General features: G+C 52.6%; 15 protein-coding genes. All 15 read right to left on the reverse strand.

What is annotated here, in order from left to right; genetic code table 11:
• Positions 1-9: 9 nt before the first annotated feature.
• Positions 10-981 carry a hypothetical protein gene (locus V1224_13395; GenBank protein ID WWR15454.1) on the reverse strand — a complete coding sequence of 324 codons (972 nt, stop codon included), beginning with the start codon at positions 979-981 and terminating at the stop codon, positions 10-12.
• A complete protein-coding gene (locus V1224_13400; protein ID WWR15455.1) occupies positions 963-1637 on the reverse strand; it encodes a glycosyltransferase family protein in 675 nt (224 codons plus the stop codon). Before V1224_13400 ends, V1224_13395 begins: the two co-directional genes overlap by 19 nt.
• A gap of 43 nt (positions 1638-1680) precedes the next feature.
• On the reverse strand, positions 1681-2307 hold the full coding sequence (locus V1224_13405; protein ID WWR15456.1) for a PIG-L deacetylase family protein: 627 nt from the start codon (positions 2305-2307) through the stop codon (positions 1681-1683).
• Positions 2308-2322: 15 nt separating this feature from the next.
• Positions 2323-3333, reverse strand: a complete 1011-nt coding sequence (locus V1224_13410; protein ID WWR15457.1) for an N-acetylneuraminate synthase family protein — start codon at positions 3331-3333, stop codon at positions 2323-2325.
• A 31-nt stretch (positions 3334-3364) separates the two neighbouring features.
• A complete protein-coding gene (locus tag V1224_13415) occupies positions 3365-4234 on the reverse strand; it encodes an NAD(P)-dependent oxidoreductase (protein ID WWR15458.1) in 870 nt (289 codons plus the stop codon).
• A gap of 28 nt (positions 4235-4262) precedes the next feature.
• The gene (locus tag V1224_13420) at positions 4263-5348 is read right to left on the reverse strand and encodes a nucleotidyltransferase family protein (protein WWR15459.1); all 1086 of its coding nucleotides are present in this window, start codon (positions 5346-5348) and stop codon (positions 4263-4265) included.
• Positions 5341-6321, reverse strand: coding sequence for an NAD-dependent 4,6-dehydratase LegB (locus V1224_13425; GenBank protein WWR15460.1), 981 nt, complete (start codon positions 6319-6321; stop codon positions 5341-5343). The genes V1224_13420 and V1224_13425 overlap by 8 nt, the downstream gene beginning before the upstream one ends.
• Entirely contained in the window at positions 6318-7853 is a 1536-nt protein-coding gene (locus V1224_13430) for a hypothetical protein (GenBank protein ID WWR15461.1), read from the reverse strand. Before V1224_13430 ends, V1224_13425 begins: the two co-directional genes overlap by 4 nt.
• A complete protein-coding gene (locus V1224_13435; protein WWR15462.1) occupies positions 7843-9642 on the reverse strand; it encodes an ABC transporter ATP-binding protein in 1800 nt (599 codons plus the stop codon). Before V1224_13435 ends, V1224_13430 begins: the two co-directional genes overlap by 11 nt.
• Before the next feature lie 93 nt (positions 9643-9735).
• Entirely contained in the window at positions 9736-10590 is an 855-nt protein-coding gene (locus V1224_13440) for a DUF2334 domain-containing protein (GenBank protein ID WWR15463.1), read from the reverse strand.
• Entirely contained in the window at positions 10583-11344 is a 762-nt protein-coding gene (locus V1224_13445) for a hypothetical protein (GenBank protein WWR15464.1), read from the reverse strand. Before V1224_13445 ends, V1224_13440 begins: the two co-directional genes overlap by 8 nt.
• Positions 11307-12479, reverse strand: coding sequence for a glycosyltransferase (locus V1224_13450; protein ID WWR15465.1), 1173 nt, complete (start codon positions 12477-12479; stop codon positions 11307-11309). The genes V1224_13445 and V1224_13450 overlap by 38 nt, the downstream gene beginning before the upstream one ends.
• The gene (locus tag V1224_13455; protein ID WWR15466.1) at positions 12472-13626 is read right to left on the reverse strand and encodes a glycosyltransferase; all 1155 of its coding nucleotides are present in this window, start codon (positions 13624-13626) and stop codon (positions 12472-12474) included. The genes V1224_13450 and V1224_13455 overlap by 8 nt, the downstream gene beginning before the upstream one ends.
• Positions 13575-14489 carry a hypothetical protein gene (locus V1224_13460; GenBank protein ID WWR15467.1) on the reverse strand — a complete coding sequence of 305 codons (915 nt, stop codon included), beginning with the start codon at positions 14487-14489 and terminating at the stop codon, positions 13575-13577. The genes V1224_13455 and V1224_13460 overlap by 52 nt, the downstream gene beginning before the upstream one ends.
• Entirely contained in the window at positions 14486-15550 is a 1065-nt protein-coding gene (locus V1224_13465; protein WWR15468.1) for a glycosyltransferase family 1 protein, read from the reverse strand. Before V1224_13465 ends, V1224_13460 begins: the two co-directional genes overlap by 4 nt.

The raw sequence follows: 15550 nt of genomic DNA on the forward strand, positions 1-15550 counted from the left end.
ACAGTTACCTTAAATTCCCATCCCGCCAATACCCATAATCCCGCAGATACGCGCTGCACCGGACAGGCTCACCGTCTCCATTCCCCGTCTGCTCATGGCGCCGATGTCTCTGATCTCTGTGATTCTCTCCAGGTCCATCTCTTTATAATAGCCCGCAAACAGCGCACAGCCCTGCCGCTCCAGATAGCGTCCGATCTGGATCTCATGAATCTCATTAGCCACGACCACACAGGGCAGCCCGGAGGCCGCCGCCTCCAGCGCCGTCACACCGCCTCCTGTGACGGCAAGATCAAATTCCGCCAGAAAGCAAATGAGCGACGGCACGGCAGAGACGACCGTAAACCCGGTCCCCTCCGCTGCTCTCCTGACTTCGCTCTCAATCACGGCGTCCGGCCCCAGAAGAATCGTGATTTTTTTATGTAATTCTTTATGCCGGCGGAAAAATTCCATCACGCGCAGTGTCACTCCGTATGTGTCACTTCCGCCCAGCGTTACCAGTATATTTTCTACTTTACTTCTCTCTCGGCGGTATGTCTCAATCTGTGGATTGAGAATCAGGTAGTCGCACCCCGCATATACTTTCCTGCCCGGCACCCGTTCCACATCTTCAAAGATCAGACTGGCAAAATTTCCATCTGCCAGGGCCGCCCCCTCCCCCATATCATCGATCGTATACAGGGGAATCCCGGTGTCTGTCACATGCCTGGCCGTCACATAAGACGTATCCAGCCTGTCATTCAGCCAGACTGTGATCTGATACTCTCTGATCAGAGCGCCTTCCCAGTCGCTTGTCAGGTCACGCAGGTCTGCGGTCACCGCCGCGATACACCACTGCTCCAGAATACGCAGCGCCCCCGCATCCTCATTGACGATGAGCACATACGGTTCCTGCAGATGCTCCAGCATATGAATCAGATTGAGGGCACGGAACAGATGCCCCATCCCTCTCTGATGAGAACATTCTACGCATATTGCGAGCATAAAGCGATCGCCTCCTCCGTCGTCGCCAGACCGGTCTTACTGTGGGACGCGATATAACAGGCTTTCTCATAGTCCTCCTGCGTATCTACCGTCAGCCTGACCTGCGGCGCATTTTTCTCCGGCGCCACCTGCAGTGTCCCTGTCTTAAATTTGTCCATATTCTCTAAAATATATTCGTCCACATGCTCGAAGTGATGGGGCATACTTGCCTTTTCCATATCTTCCTCAAGCGCCGCGAAGCTGAATATCTCCGCTCCCACACCGATCGGAAGCTGCGAAAACGATTCCGTAAACCCATTGTCACACTGTTTGTGATAAGCAATCAGCCTGTCCACTTCCTCCACATCCACAAAGGGATTGTCCGCTGTCAGACGCACGATATGGTCAAATCCCTGCTCTCTGGCGCAGTTGTAGTAGCGGCTGAGCACATTCGACTCACTGCCCCGGAAACAGAGCACATCCTTTTCCCGGCAAAACTGTTCCACCCGGTCATCACCCGTCAGCGTACTTGTGGCAATGACAATCACTGCATCCTCTTTCAGCGATTTCAGCCTGTCTATGATATGATCGAGCAGCGTCCGGTCATGAATGACTTTTAAAATCTTTCCCGGAAGTCTCGTCGACCCGGTTCTTGCCTGTATTATGATTCCTGTCATGGTTCCTCCTTCTGTGATGATCGTCTGTCAGCGGTCCTGACGTCTACGCGAGCCATTTGGCACAGCGGAATCCTTCCGCCAGTTTCACGCCGCAGACATAACCATGATTCTCGGCCTCTTTTCTGAAATAATTGATCCACGTGTCTCCAACCCGCTCGTACTCCGACCGGTGCGCCCGGATCACCGCCTCTTTCGTCTCCCACGTATCACTGATGTCACTGTAAAAGTTCGGCGTAAACCGCACGTCGGACTGATACCAGTTGCTGTGATAGGTTAGAATCCTTGTCACATGCCGGCCCGCATGAAAGCTGGCTCTTGCGAGCGCCGCGTGATCGTGATGCACGTCCTCCCTGTCATGCGTATAGATCAGATCGATTTTTTCCTGTTCGATCAGTTTTACAAGCTGTGCATTGAGATTATCCTCAAACTCCAGCTTCAGCGTCTCAAATCCGCCGCAGATCAGTTTGCCGCCGATCAGCGCCGCCGCTGCCGCACCCTCGGCCATCGCCGCTTCATCGCTGCGCACCGTCACCTGATCCGGACTGACAAAGCCGGAAGTTGTCGCCACATAAATAATTACCTTGTCCCCTCTGTCCACATGCTTTTTCAGACTGCCGCTGCAGCCAAGCTCAATATCGTCAAAATGTGCCCCGATCGCTAATACATTCATCCTGCCGCCTCCTTGTTACGCCAAATCCTCCCATGTAAGAACATCCTCTTTCTCCAGATCACGGGCTGCCCGCCTGCCGATCACCTGTTCCAGAAACTTCGGTGCAATGCCGTATCCCGGTCGTTTGATGTCCACCGCCTGTGGCCTGATCGGCTCACCGGCCCCGACATTTTCACAGAGCACGATGCTCTTTCTGTTATTCCTTCTCGTCACCGCCTCCGCTTTCGCCGGCATCTTGATCCCGCTGCCCCGCATGACTTCAAACATACGCACAGCGTCCACGATTGCCCGCATCTCCTGCGGATCTGCAGAGTGCATATGATCCGGCCCTTCGGCCTGTTTGTCACATGTAAAATGTTTTTCCAGCATCTTTGCCCCCATCGCCGCCGCACAGATGCAGGCCGTCGTTCCAAGCGTATGATCGGAATAGCCGACTGCGAGTCCCGGAAAAGCCTCCTGCAGCGTCCGGACTGCCCGCAGGTTCACGTCCTCCGGGTGCGTCGGATAAGCGGTGATCGCATGAAGTATTGTGATCCGGCTGTTTCCCTCCGCCAGCATCGCATCGACGGATTCTCTCACTTCCTCCAGCGTACACATACCGGTGGCGTAAATTATCGGCTTGCCAAGCCTGGCAATATAGCGCAGCAGCGGCAGATTCACCGCGTCGTCCGAGCCGATCTTGTAGGCGTCGCATCCGAGCCGCTCCAGCATGTCGACATCACTCTTATGAGACGGGGAAGAGAAGATGTCCAGTCCCCGTTCCCTGGCATAGGCAAACACCTTCCGGTGCAGCTCTTCTCCGACCGCATACTCGTCAAACAATTCATACTGCGAGGTGACGCCTGTGTTTTCCATATCAAAAACCGCTTTTTTGCTGGACAGAGTCTCCGCCCGGTAGCTTTGCAGCTTAACTGCATCGACGCCGCTCTCCTTTGCGGCATCGATCAGCGCCGCCGCCTGTTCATACGTCGTAAAATTACCGCCGATCTCCGCAATGATATAAATCTTATGTCTGTTCCAGTTCATGTCCGCCCTCCCTGCCATTATGACACATATGTCATTTCACTGTTTTCACCGCCGCCCTGATGATCTCTGTCAATCCCTGCTCCAGTGTATGGCGGGGCCTCCAGCCAAGAACCTCCCCGGCATGGGTAATATCCGCGACCACGTCGTTCAGTTCATTTTTACGTGTCTCATTCTTAGATTCCACAGGCTTATGACTGCCGGCAATCTTCTGCACAAGGTCAATGACTTCCGCCACCGAATATGAAATACCGGAGCCAATATTAAAGACATCATATTCCCGCACATTTTTTATTGTCAGGGCAATGGCCTCCAGCAGATCGTCCAGATAAATATAGTCGCGTCTCGGTGAAAGATCCATCACGCGGACACTGTCTTCCCGCATCGCCTGCCGGATGATCTGCGGAATCAGGAAATGGTCTTTCTGACCTTTGCCGTATACATTAAAAGGCCGGATGACACTCACCTTTACGCCAAACTGCCCGGCATAAAATTCACAGAGTTCTTCCGCCATATATTTCGACTTCGCATAAGGATTGTTCGGACAGATCCGGTCGGTCTCCCGGATGGGATTGTACTGCGGCTGCCCGTAAATGTACGCGCTGATATATGTCATCGAGATCTCATATCTGCGGCACAGCTCCAGCATATGCAGCGTGCCGAACGTGTTTGTCTCGAGAAACTCCGCCGGCGCCTCCCAGCTTCGCGGCACGAATGTCCTGCCTGCCAGATGCACGATATGTCTGATCTGCTTCACCGGCAGCGCTTCCACCGCCCGCTTGTCCGTTATGTCCAGCTCTGCGGAAGTAAGCGCCATCACCTGTACGCCCCGCTCCCGCAAATAATCTGCCAGCGCCGTACCGATGAACCCCCCGGCGCCCGTAATCAAAATTTTTCTGTTCATATTCCTGTATCCATACCCTCCGCGCATGTTACCTGTCTGACTGCTCGCGGATCTCCCGTGTGCGCAGCATCTCTTCCATTGAGGAGAACTCTCCCATATCCTCCCATGCCTTCTCTGTGATCGGGTAGACGCCCACATGCTCGCCTCTGTCCAGACAGACCTGGATCAGATCGGTAATGTGCATAAACCCTTCTTTCGGTATGAGCTGAAGTACCTGCGGATCAAGGACATAGACACCCGTGTTGACGAGGAAACTCATCTCCGGTTTCTCCGACAGACTTTCCATCTGTCCGCCTCTGCCGATATTAACAACGCCATAGGGTATCGTGTAATTTTTCAGCGAAGTGATCAGCGTGATCACATTGCCATGAGAGCGATGAAACTTCATGACCTTGCCATAATCCACATCCAGTAATATATCGCAGTTGCTGACAAAAAACGGTTCCTGGATTTCCTCTTTGACGAGATAGAGACTGCCCGCAGTGCCAAGGAAATCTTCTTCCTCCAGATATGTGACCGCATAGGCCGGATGCAGATCCTGCATATACGCCTTGATCAGATTCTTTCTGTAATTGACAGACAGATAAAACCGGCTGCATCCCGCCTCACGGAACGAATCGATCACCTGCTCCAGTATCGTCGTCTTGCCGATCGGAATGAGCGGCTTTGGAAGCACCTGTGTATAAGGATAAAGGCGGGTCCCCTTGCCTCCCGCCATGATGACGACCGGCGCCTGCGTCTTCTCTTCACAGCGCCGCTTTCTCCCCGGCGTCTCATAACGGAACAGAAGATCCAGCAGCATACCGCTCCGGTCGATCACCGGGATCGCATCGATGCCATAGCGTTCCATCAGGCTGACCGCCCGGTGCGCGTCTTCCTCTGTGACACAGACTGGTTTTTTTGTCATCGCCGCCGTCACGGTTTCCGTCATATCCTGGCTTTTGAGGATCAGTTTTCTGACATCACTGTCAGTCAAAACGCCGAGAAGTTTGCGGTCTTCCACGATGAGCACAATCCGCTCATGCGTCTCATCCAGCACTTTGATTGCTTCCAGAATGGAACACTCCGGCGAGATACAGAGTGTTTCTAATTTATCATACCTCTTCTCATACATTATAAATATCTGCCTTATAAATATTCGTGTTCTGTCTGATCCATTCGACCGTCTCCGCCAGTCCCTGTTCAAACGTATAGCGGGGCTGCCACTTCGTGAGCCGTCTGATTTTTTCATTAGAGCCGAGCAGCCGGTTGACTTCACTCTTTTCCGGACGGGTGCGCTGCTCATCGCAGACAATCTGTGCCTGCGGATTGATCTGACGGATCAGTTCCTCTGCGAGATCGCCGATGCTGATCTCTCTCTGCGTGGCGATGTTGATCTCCTCGCCGACCGTCCGTTCTGATCTGGCGATCTCGTAAAAGCCGCTGGCTGTGTCTTTCACATAATTAAAGTCTCTTGTCGGTGTCAGCGAACCGAGTCTGATCTGCTCCTTTCCCGCCAAAAGCTGGGAGACGATCGTCGGAATGACCGCCCTTGCCGACTGCCTCGGTCCGAATGTGTTGAACGGCCTGACGATTGTCACCGGCAGTTCAAAGCTCCGGTAAAAGCTCTCTGCCAGCCGGTCAGCCCCGATCTTCGTCGCCGAATACGGTGACTGCCCCTGATACGGATGCTTTTCGTCGATCGGCACATACTGCGCCGTGCCGTATACTTCCGAAGTGGATGTTATCAATACCCGCTCCAGATCCAGATCCCTCGCTGCCTGCAGGACGTTTAACGTTCCTTTGATATTCGTATCCACATAGGAATCCGGGGAGTGATAACTGAATGGGATGGCGATCAGCGCCGCCAGATGGAACACACCGTCTGTCCCTCTCATTGCCTCCCGCACACCGTTCGGGTCCCGGATGTCTCCCTGAAAGATCTCCAGTTCATCCAGTTTCTCTTTGGGGAAGCTATCCAGCCATCCCCAGGAATTAAAAGAATTATAATAAGTAAAGGCCTTCACTTCCAGACCCTGTTCCATCAGATATTCCGTCAGGTGGCTGCCGATAAATCCGTCCGCCCCTGTCACCAACACTTTTTTCATACTCCCAGTCCTTTCCGTATCTCTTCCACTGCCAGCTTTACAACCTCTTTTCTGCTCTGTTCCACTAAGTCCGGATCGGCGCCTTCGATCGGGGAATAGATGCAGATACCGCTGTCCGCAAAGGCCCGGAAATAGTTTCTCACGGACAGGGCCGATATTTCTCCGCCTCTCAGGATTTCTTCGATGGCTGCTCTGCACTGCGCCTCATTACCGACCTGATAGATGCCCGGTCCATGTTCAAATCCGCCGTGTCCGAATACCAGAACCGGTCTGCCGTTGGCGATGGCCTCGATCGATACGGTTCCTGCCGGCGTCGCCGCCGCCACACAGTGCTCCAGCAGATCGACCGACTCCGCCTCACTGCTCACAAGCGTGACATTGTCCGTATCCCGCAGATCTTCATAAAAACGCTGCATCCGATACGGCTGTACAAAATGTTCTTTTACATAGAGCCGGATGCCATATTTTTTCAGAACCGGTGCAAGCAGCTGCACGCAAAGCTCCTGCTCTGCGAATACCCCTGCCTGCGGCAGTGTCGTCGCCTCCGGCTGCAGATGCAGCAGGAATAATACATACTTTTCATGTTCCATCTCCGGCATTACGGCCATTTTCTCATAATCATCGATCGTAGCACAGTGTCTCAGCTTATGCCGCACCTTTTGAATGCAGTAGGCATCTTTTCTCATCCATGCCAGACTTTCCTTCCAGGGCGCGGCCGATCTCTCCCGCAGCGCGCCTGCAAGCCCATGCTTTACCCGGGAGAGCTGACGCTTCCATATCTTATCCCGCATCACATATCCCATGATTTGCCGTTTTTCTTTTTTGGCATGTTCTTTCCGGCTGCCGGAACCGAGCATCACTTTCATCTTCTGCAACTTATTTTCTTTCAGCAACGCCTGATAGTAAGCCTCCACATCCTCTGGCAGCGTTACCTGCTTATCTCCGCCTCTCTTCCCCTGACGCTCGTAGTCCTCATAAGTCTTATCCAGCCGTTCATACAAACGGTACAGATCATTGCCAACAAAGCACCAGTGCGGCAGATGGGTCGGCGCCAGAATGCACATGGGAATCTGTCTCGCCCTGGTCAACGCATAGATGATATAGTCGTGCGTATGATGTGGAATCCCGGTGAGAAAGACAAAATTGATTTCATTTCTCATAAATACGTCATTCCAAAACCGCAGATGATGAAGGTAAAACCGCTTGGCCTCATCATACGTGAATATATCAAAATCGGTAATGCGGCAGAGCATCTTTACTGCCACAGGCTCATATGGCTCCATTGCTGACAGAATCTCCCGGTCAAGGGGAAGCAGACCATTCATATCCATTTTCTGCTCATATCTGGCATTGGCGCACATATCATAGTCGACTGTTTCATATTTTGCGGGATCGTAACTGTCATTGCCATCGTTGTCCCGGCTCGTCAGCACACATCTGTGAAAATGAACCTGTTCGTCGATCTCTTTCAGAATAGAAGTCTGATACCCGTTTACGGAATCATACCCCTGAAAAAATAAGTTAATGTTCATTCTGATTCTCCTGAACGATCTTGCCGTCTCGCACCGCAAAAATCATATCGCAGTTCTCGATCGTCTTCAGCCTGTGAGCAATGATCAGCATCGTCTTTCGTCCGTGGAAATGATTGATTGCTTCCATAATCGCCGCCTCTGTGTCATTGTCCAGAGCAGAAGTCGCTTCGTCGAGAATAAGCAGCTCCGGATTATGGTAGAGCGCTCTGGCTATACCCAGACGCTGTCTCTGCCCGCCGGACATGCGGATGCCGCGCTCTCCGATCTCTGTGTCCAGCCCTTGTGGCTGTTCCTGTACGAATGAGGTGAGCTGCGCCTCCTCCAGCACTTCCCACACCCGTTTCTCACTGACTTTTTCCCGCGGAATACCGAACGCCACATTTGCCCGTATTGTATCGTCAATCAGATTGATCGTCTGCGGAATATAACCGATATTATGCAGCCAGCCCGCATAATCAGCGTTCACATCCACCCCGTCGCATAATACCCGGCCGGACTGTGCATCGAGCAGTCCGAGCATAATATCGACGAGCGTCGTCTTCCCTGCACCCGATTTCCCGACAATACCGACCGATTTCCCGACCGGAATCCGCATAGAAGCATTGTCAAATATTTTTTTATCGGAATTCGGATACTGATAGCTGATCCCTTCGATCGTCACCTCACTGCAAAGCGGCAGTTTCCCCTCACTGTCTCTGCCTCCGGCATGTCCGTCCCTGGCCACTGATCCACAGTCTTCACAAGTTTCAGAACCCTTGCGAGCGCTTGCTTTTACATGCTGCGGCATCTCCACATTCTCATATACGAAATCAAGCGTCGGCTTATAATAGGCGATATTGGCGAGGTACGTACTCATCCGGTTGGCACAGGGCATGAGACGCACCGCCGCCAGTGCAAAGGCGGAGAGCTGGGGTAGCATACTCGTCACACTCTGACCGAGCGCAATCATCACACCAAGATAGGCGAGAATCCCGCCGATACAAACACTTTCAATAATCAGACGCGGCGCAGAGCCAAGCACCTTCTGACTTCTGGAAAGGTCATAAAACAGTTTGCCATTGTTCTCATATTCCTCCAGGAAAGAGTCCTCCTTGGCAAAGATTTTGACATCCTTGATACTCATGATCGACTGGATGATACTGTTATACATACGGCTCTGCCGCACTCTGGCCTCCTGCCCGATCCGTCCCAGCTTCGGTTTGAAGATCAGTGCAATCAGCCCGGTGACGCCAAAAAGTACGACGCACATGACAACCATCATCTGAAAATCAATGACGAGCAGCACCAGTCCGAGACAGATCGCAATGACAAACTCAGACATGAACTGGATACACTCAAGCAGCAGAGAGAAGACTCCCGTCGTATCGCTGTATACCGTTCGCAGCACGTCCGAAGTGTTGGCATTCAGATAAAACTCATAAGGCTTATTAAAATAGATGCGGAGCAGGTCTCTGGAGATCAGAAACTGACTGTTGCAGATAAACGTATGCTGTACATGATACATAAACAGCAGATACATGTTTTTCAACACAAAGATAACGATCAGGGCTATAATCATCGTGATCACAAACTCTTCCAGACTCTCCAGACCGAGCAGATTACTGATCAGGATGACCAGTTTGTTGCCCGTAAAGGCATCCGGCTCGACGACCGCCGTGACAATCGGCAGTATCATAGAGACACCGACCGTCTCCAGAATTGCCCCGATGATAATGAGAACAAGCAGGACCGCCACCTGTCTCTTCTGCTTTTTATTCAGTACCACATTCAGTTTATTGATAATATCCATGTTATATCATGTGCTTCGCACATGTCCTTTCATGCCATACGGCAGTATAATATCTGTCGATATTATACCCCGTCTATCCTTTTTGGTCTCCGGTCAGCCGCCATGCTTTCTCCTGCTAAACAGAAGCTTCAGAAGTCCGAGCAGCCGTTTCTTTTTCTTTTTCCCCGGATTTTCATCATACGTATCCTGCAGATAACGCTGGACTTTCTGGCTCTGCGACACCCGCACTTTCAGGCGATGCAGCAGCAGATTGCGCTTTTCCTGCACTGCGACCATCAGTGTCCGCCTCGAATACCAAAGCTGGTCGAGCACTTCGGAAAACGGGATGACCTGACTGCCATGCGTTTCCAGGAAATTTTCCAGCTCCCGGTAATCACTTTCGCGCAGTTCATTACAGTGCAGACATACCGTGTCCACGCCCCGGGAAATCCTCGGTCTTGCGCTCTTACATGGCACAAAGAGCAGGCCCTTCGTGAAATAAGGGATGTCCGCAAAGCCGTCCGTCACACAGGTAAATCCAAGATTTTTCAGCGCTTTCAGCGTCCTTTTGTCATACGTATGACCCGGGGCCATAAATATTGTAACATTAAGTCCCTTTTTTTGCAAAATTTCCCTGCCGGCCCGTATCTTTTCATACTGGACATCATAGGGAAGCCCGGCAAATTCACTCGCTTTTTTCAGCCCCAGCAGGCCGGCGTTTTTCGTCTCATAGACATGACGGTAGCCATGCTGCGCAATCTGCCACCCACTCTTTTCCAGACATCTGATATATTCCCAGAAATCCTCGTGCCGCTCCCCACGCTTTAAATTCTCGTCCGCATTGTCCGGTACGACGCCGATCAGCGGTCTGACTCTGTATTTGTCGAAGATCGCCTTGACTCTGTAAAATCGATTCCAATCCATATCCGGTGTGATGTCGTCCAACCGGAAAATACACACATTAGTCATCCGTAAGTACCCCAATCAGATTGATAATGCCCTTCACTGCTTCCGCCCTCAGTCCCACCACATCTTCACAGTCATAATAATAAAGCTCGTCTCCGCCAAAAGACTCCTTAAATTCCGTGATGTTCCTCACTTCTTCGCGCAGGCCCGCGCCGCCCCAGTCATATATAGTCTTCCCCATTTCTTTGAAATACATCATATCAGCCTTGTGCAAATATCGATTGGCGATACCGACAATGCGTGCACTCACATGTTCACTGCGAAACTGTGAGGCAGACTGGTAAGAGCGGACAAACGTGTCCCCGACAATATACGTATGATAGACCAGAACCTGATCACCCTGCTTCGCACAGGTGATGGCAAACACCCCTTCCGCGGCGTATGTCTCGATCTCTTCTTTATATTTCTCATACGCTTCATCGGTAATCCCCTTGGTCTTCCAGAAGTCAATAAAAAATTCACAGAATCGGGCAATGTCTTCCTGCGTGATCTCCTGTCCTGTCTTAAACTCCGCAGTAATACCCTCTCTTGCCGCCCGGCGGATCTGATACCGGCAGTCTTTCTGACATCTGGCCACAATCTCTTCCTCGCTCAATGTCAGATCCGTGATCAGCGTTCGCACTTCCCGCAGTACTTTGCCGATCGGCTTTTTGGCGCCCCGGTATAAGAGGATACCGTCCAGCCCGCATTTTTCCTCGGCATACCATATTTCCCGAAAGTCAACGCCGTGTTTTTTTCTGCGATTTACTACCAACATACTCGTCTGCCCTGCTTTCTATCTCTATCTGCCATTTGTTACATACTTTCTCCGGCGAGAGTTCCTGCGCCAGTCCTGCCGCTGCCCGGCCAAGCCGCTCTTCCAGCGCCGGGTCATCGAGAATCTGTCGCAGAGACCGCTCCAGCGCCTCCCCGTCCCCCACCGGGATCAAAATGCCATTTTCCCCGTTCCGGATCACGCTGCGCGGACCCCCGCATGGACAGTCCGTAGAGACGACCGCCAGCCCGGCCGCCATTGCTTCCAGCAGCGCATTGGGCATTCCTTCATAATCTGAGGCAAGGACAAAGACTCTCGCACGTTCTATCTTTTCGCGGATATTCGTCTGCCGCCCTCTGAACTCCACGTTATGATCTATCCCCAGTTCCATGGATAGCTGTCGCAGCATCGGCTGCGTATCGCTCCCCGGCAGTCCTCCGCCATAGATGACGACCTTCATCTGCGGATAGTCATGATGCAGTCTCGCAAACGACCGCAGCAGCATCTCATGATTTTTGTTGGCATCGAGCCTTCCCACCATCACGATCTCATTTGCTCTCGCACCTTCCCAGCGCGCCTTCATAAAACTCTCATCCAGCACATTGGGCAGCACTGAGGAATGCGCCCGTACCGGAGCCGGGAACGATTCCATGGCATCTTCTGTCTGAAAGATCACTCCCGCCGCTCTGGCAAACAATCTGTCCGCCAGTCTCTTCTGAAACCGGGACGGATATTCATGAGCCGGGTCACTGCGCACCGAGAGAATGACCGGAGTCCGTTTTCCCCGGACGGAACACATCGTATACAAATTCATTTTTCCAATAAAGGAGACGATGATGTCCGGCTCCTCCCGTTCCCAAATCGCCCGTAACGTTCTGACTCTGGCGGGGACTTTCCCCAGTCTGCCAAATGGCGCGCCTTTGATCTCCTCTTCCAGCAGCAGCCGTCTGGCAGGAAACGTGATCTCATATTCTTCCGGCACTTTTCTCGAAGTGACAAGCAAAATCTGATAGCCGTTTTTCCAGAAATGTTCCGCCACATTGACGGCTACATGCTCCGCGCCGCCTTTGCCAAAGCTATTGATCACAAATGCGATTTTCTTTTTTACTGCCTGCGGCGTCTCTGCTGCTTTACTCATTGTTCCGGCCCTTTATGATGTCCTCCACATATGCTTTCCACTCACCGTTGATCCGGTCAGGATGAAGCGTCTGACTAAATGCAAGCGCGCCCTGGCGCAGCCGCTCTTCCAGCTCTCTGTCATTTAAAATCCGCAGGATCGCCGCCGCCATCTTCTCCGCATCACGGACCGGCACGAGCAGTCCCGTCTCTTTGTCGCGCACAAGCGCCGCCGCGCCGCCGCTCGGACAATCTGTCGATACGACCGGTATCCCAAGGGCAAACGCCTCCGCGATCGCATTGGGCATTCCCTCAAAGTCAGAAGACAGCACGAACAGTCTCGCTGTCTCCATATCTCCGGCGATGTCCCGGCTGTCTCCAGGCAGATTTACCTTATCCGAAAGACCTAGCTTCTTCACCCGCTTTTTCACCGTCTCCATGCAGTCTCCATCGCCATAGATCGTCAGGCGCATCTCCGGTCTCTCTTTTACTACCAGCGCAAACGCCTCCACAAGCAGTTTATGATTCTTCACCGGGTCCATCCGCCCGGCCGTGACAATTTCATTCCTGCGTTCGCCGGCAAACGGCTCCCTCAAAAATTCCGGCGACAGCGGATTTAACAGAATACGGGATTTTTTCCGTACCGGTTTCGGGAAAAAGGCACGTGCGCCCTCCGACTGAAAGGCGATGCCGTCCGCCAGACAAAACAGGAATCTGGCCAGCGTCCCCCGCAGCTTCCCTGCGTATTCCCGCTCCGGCGCGCTGCGCACCGATACGATCACCTTTGTCTTCAGGCCAAGCGACGCGAGAATCGCCCGCAGATTCGTCTTACCGATAAACGAGACGATTGCCTCCGCGTTCGTCTTTTTCAGAAGTTTCCGCAGCATCGTCACTCTTCTGACGACGTTTGTCACACGCCCGGCAATGCTTCTGCACTCCCCCGTCCGCAGCACAACTTTATGAATGCCTTTCGCCAGCGGATACAATCCTTCCTCCGGCTCTAGCGTCACCATATAGACCCGGTAGCCCTGCGTATGAAAATAGTTGGCCAGATTGGCGATCACGCGCTCTGCTCCGCCCCGGGTCAGAGTGGCAATATAAAATACGATCGTTTTTTTCATCCTTCGCTTCCTCTGATCTTCCACCATAGCTTTTTCCCTATCGTCCAAAGGCTGCACTCCCGGTGCAGAATATCAATCACCTCATAGCGCTCACTGCAGTTGTAAGTATGAATGCCAACCGCATGGACTCCATCGATATGAATCTGCTGTGGAGACAATCTTGTATACACATGTTCCGCAAATCCGCTCCCATCCAGCCGTTCAACCTGATTGATGAGAAGTTCCTGTCCATAATAATCGGTACAGTTCTGGGCCGAACGATACAAAACTCCGTTTTCTTCCATAACCGCGCCGCCCGGACGGACAGTGGCAGATTTCCCGGAAGCATAGACCTTTTTTCTTTTTATGATACGGAACTGCTCCTTCTCCATCTCGCAGAGAAAGATCTCCAGCCTGCCCTCCACATATGTAAAAAAATAAGATACGTGGTCAGACGTGGGAAATATCGTCGTGTCGACTGCCGGAAAGTCAAACAATGTCTCTGCTTTTTCCCAGCGGTCCGGATAATGCAGGCAGCGGTACAGCCTCACTTCCCCCGCCTTTCGCGTCTCCGGCAGCAGATAGATCTCCTTTCCGTAGCGAAACACCTGAGGATAAGACAGATGAAACGGCTCTTCCAGTACAGGGACCGGCCCGGCCGACGCATCGTCCAGATTACGGCACCAGAGCGTTCCCTTCATATCCGTCAGATCCTGTCTCTCATAAAACAGCCATGTATCGCCGTTATATTCAAAGAGAAACGGGTCTGCCTGCGTGATAAAGCGTCTCTGTGGGAGCAGACGGAATCCATCCGTACAACAGTCATGAATGAGACTGTCCCCGCCATGTGCACTCCTGTCTCTTTTTCTGTATGCTGTTACCCAGTAATCGCAGCGCATCATTCTCAGGATGCGCTCTCTCAGTCTGCTCATGCCAGCTCCTCATACCGTCTGACCATCTCTCTGATGTCAAACCCCTTCTCCGCAAACAGCCGCTCATCCGCTGCTTTCCGTTCTTCCTCCGCCAGCGCCAGAATCCGCTCCGCCCACTCGGCCGCAGGACGTTCCAGCGACATTCTGTGCACGAGCGGCGTCACATCCACATCGCCTGTGATCACATCGGACACCAGATTGGGCAAACCGCTGCACTGCGCCTCCACCATGGCGATCGGCAGTCCCTCATATCTGGATGGAAACAAAAAGACATCCATCGCCTGCAGCAGAGTCCCCGTATCGGTGCGTACGCCGAGCAGGACCACACGGTCTTCCAGTCCGAGCGCCCGGCGTTTCTCCTCGATCTGCTTCCGCATCGCGCCGTCTCCGGCAAATATCATCTTCGCATCGGGACGTCTCTTTACAAGCTCCGCCATGATGTCCAGCATAAACAGATGGTTCTTAACCGGAAGCAGATTGCCGACATGACCAACAACAAGACAGTCCGCCCATCCTTCCGCTTTCCGCGTCCGCTCTCTCTTTTCCGGATCGTACGCAAAATCCTCCAGACGGATGGCGTTGATCACCACCTCAAAAGGCGCCTTGCCATACAGCCAGCGGCCCGCCTTCTCCGAGCAGGCAAACCGCCGGGTACAGAGCATGTTGAGAAGCGGCCGGAACAATCGGTGCATCGTTACATTCGGTGTGCTCGTGGAATGCGAATGCGCGATCCGTACGTTTGCACCACCCAGCTTCGCCGCCAGCAGATCGACCGCCACCGTGGATATATCCGTATGCCGGAATACGATCCGGTAATGCCCTTTCCGGATGACCCGGCAGATCTCCCGGAAATTTTTTATGGGGCTGACAGCCTTTCTTGTCACATAAAAGAGTCTGCCGCCCAGCGCCTTAATCTCCTCGTCAAAGCTCACGTCCCGGTGTTCATGCACGATAAAGTCAAACTGCACTTTCTGTCTGTCAATATTTCTGTAAACATTCATAATAAAGTTACCGATGCCGCTCGGCGACATGGAACCTACGATATGGATCATCCGCACCAT

The organism is Lachnospiraceae bacterium JLR.KK008 (assembly GCA_037015955.1).
In the GTDB taxonomy this organism is placed as follows: Bacteria; Bacillota; Clostridia; order Lachnospirales; family Lachnospiraceae; genus VSOB01.

Bases quoted from the DNA above. Each gene is read 5' to 3' on its own strand.
- V1224_13395 (WWR15454.1), bottom strand. From the start codon at position 981: ATGCTCGCAATATGCGTAGAATGTTCTCATCAGAGAGGGATGGGGCAT.
- V1224_13400 (WWR15455.1), bottom strand. From the start codon at position 1,637: ATGACAGGAATCATAATACAGGCAAGAACCGGGTCGACGAGACTTCCG.
- V1224_13405 (WWR15456.1), bottom strand. From the start codon at position 2,307: ATGAATGTATTAGCGATCGGGGCACATTTTGACGATATTGAGCTTGGC.
- V1224_13410 (WWR15457.1), bottom strand. From the start codon at position 3,333: ATGAACTGGAACAGACATAAGATTTATATCATTGCGGAGATCGGCGGT.
- V1224_13415 (WWR15458.1), bottom strand. From the start codon at position 4,234: ATGAACAGAAAAATTTTGATTACGGGCGCCGGGGGGTTCATCGGTACG.
- V1224_13420 (WWR15459.1), bottom strand. From the start codon at position 5,348: ATGTATGAGAAGAGGTATGATAAATTAGAAACACTCTGTATCTCGCCG.
- V1224_13425 (WWR15460.1), bottom strand. From the start codon at position 6,321: ATGAAAAAAGTGTTGGTGACAGGGGCGGACGGATTTATCGGCAGCCAC.
- V1224_13430 (WWR15461.1), bottom strand. From the start codon at position 7,853: ATGAACATTAACTTATTTTTTCAGGGGTATGATTCCGTAAACGGGTAT.
- V1224_13435 (WWR15462.1), bottom strand. From the start codon at position 9,642: ATGGATATTATCAATAAACTGAATGTGGTACTGAATAAAAAGCAGAAG.
- V1224_13440 (WWR15463.1), bottom strand. From the start codon at position 10,590: ATGACTAATGTGTGTATTTTCCGGTTGGACGACATCACACCGGATATG.
- V1224_13445 (WWR15464.1), bottom strand. From the start codon at position 11,344: ATGTTGGTAGTAAATCGCAGAAAAAAACACGGCGTTGACTTTCGGGAA.
- V1224_13450 (WWR15465.1), bottom strand. From the start codon at position 12,479: ATGAGTAAAGCAGCAGAGACGCCGCAGGCAGTAAAAAAGAAAATCGCA.
- V1224_13460 (WWR15467.1), bottom strand. From the start codon at position 14,489: ATGAGCAGACTGAGAGAGCGCATCCTGAGAATGATGCGCTGCGATTAC.
- V1224_13465 (WWR15468.1), bottom strand. From the start codon at position 15,550: ATGGTGCGGATGATCCATATCGTAGGTTCCATGTCGCCGAGCGGCATC.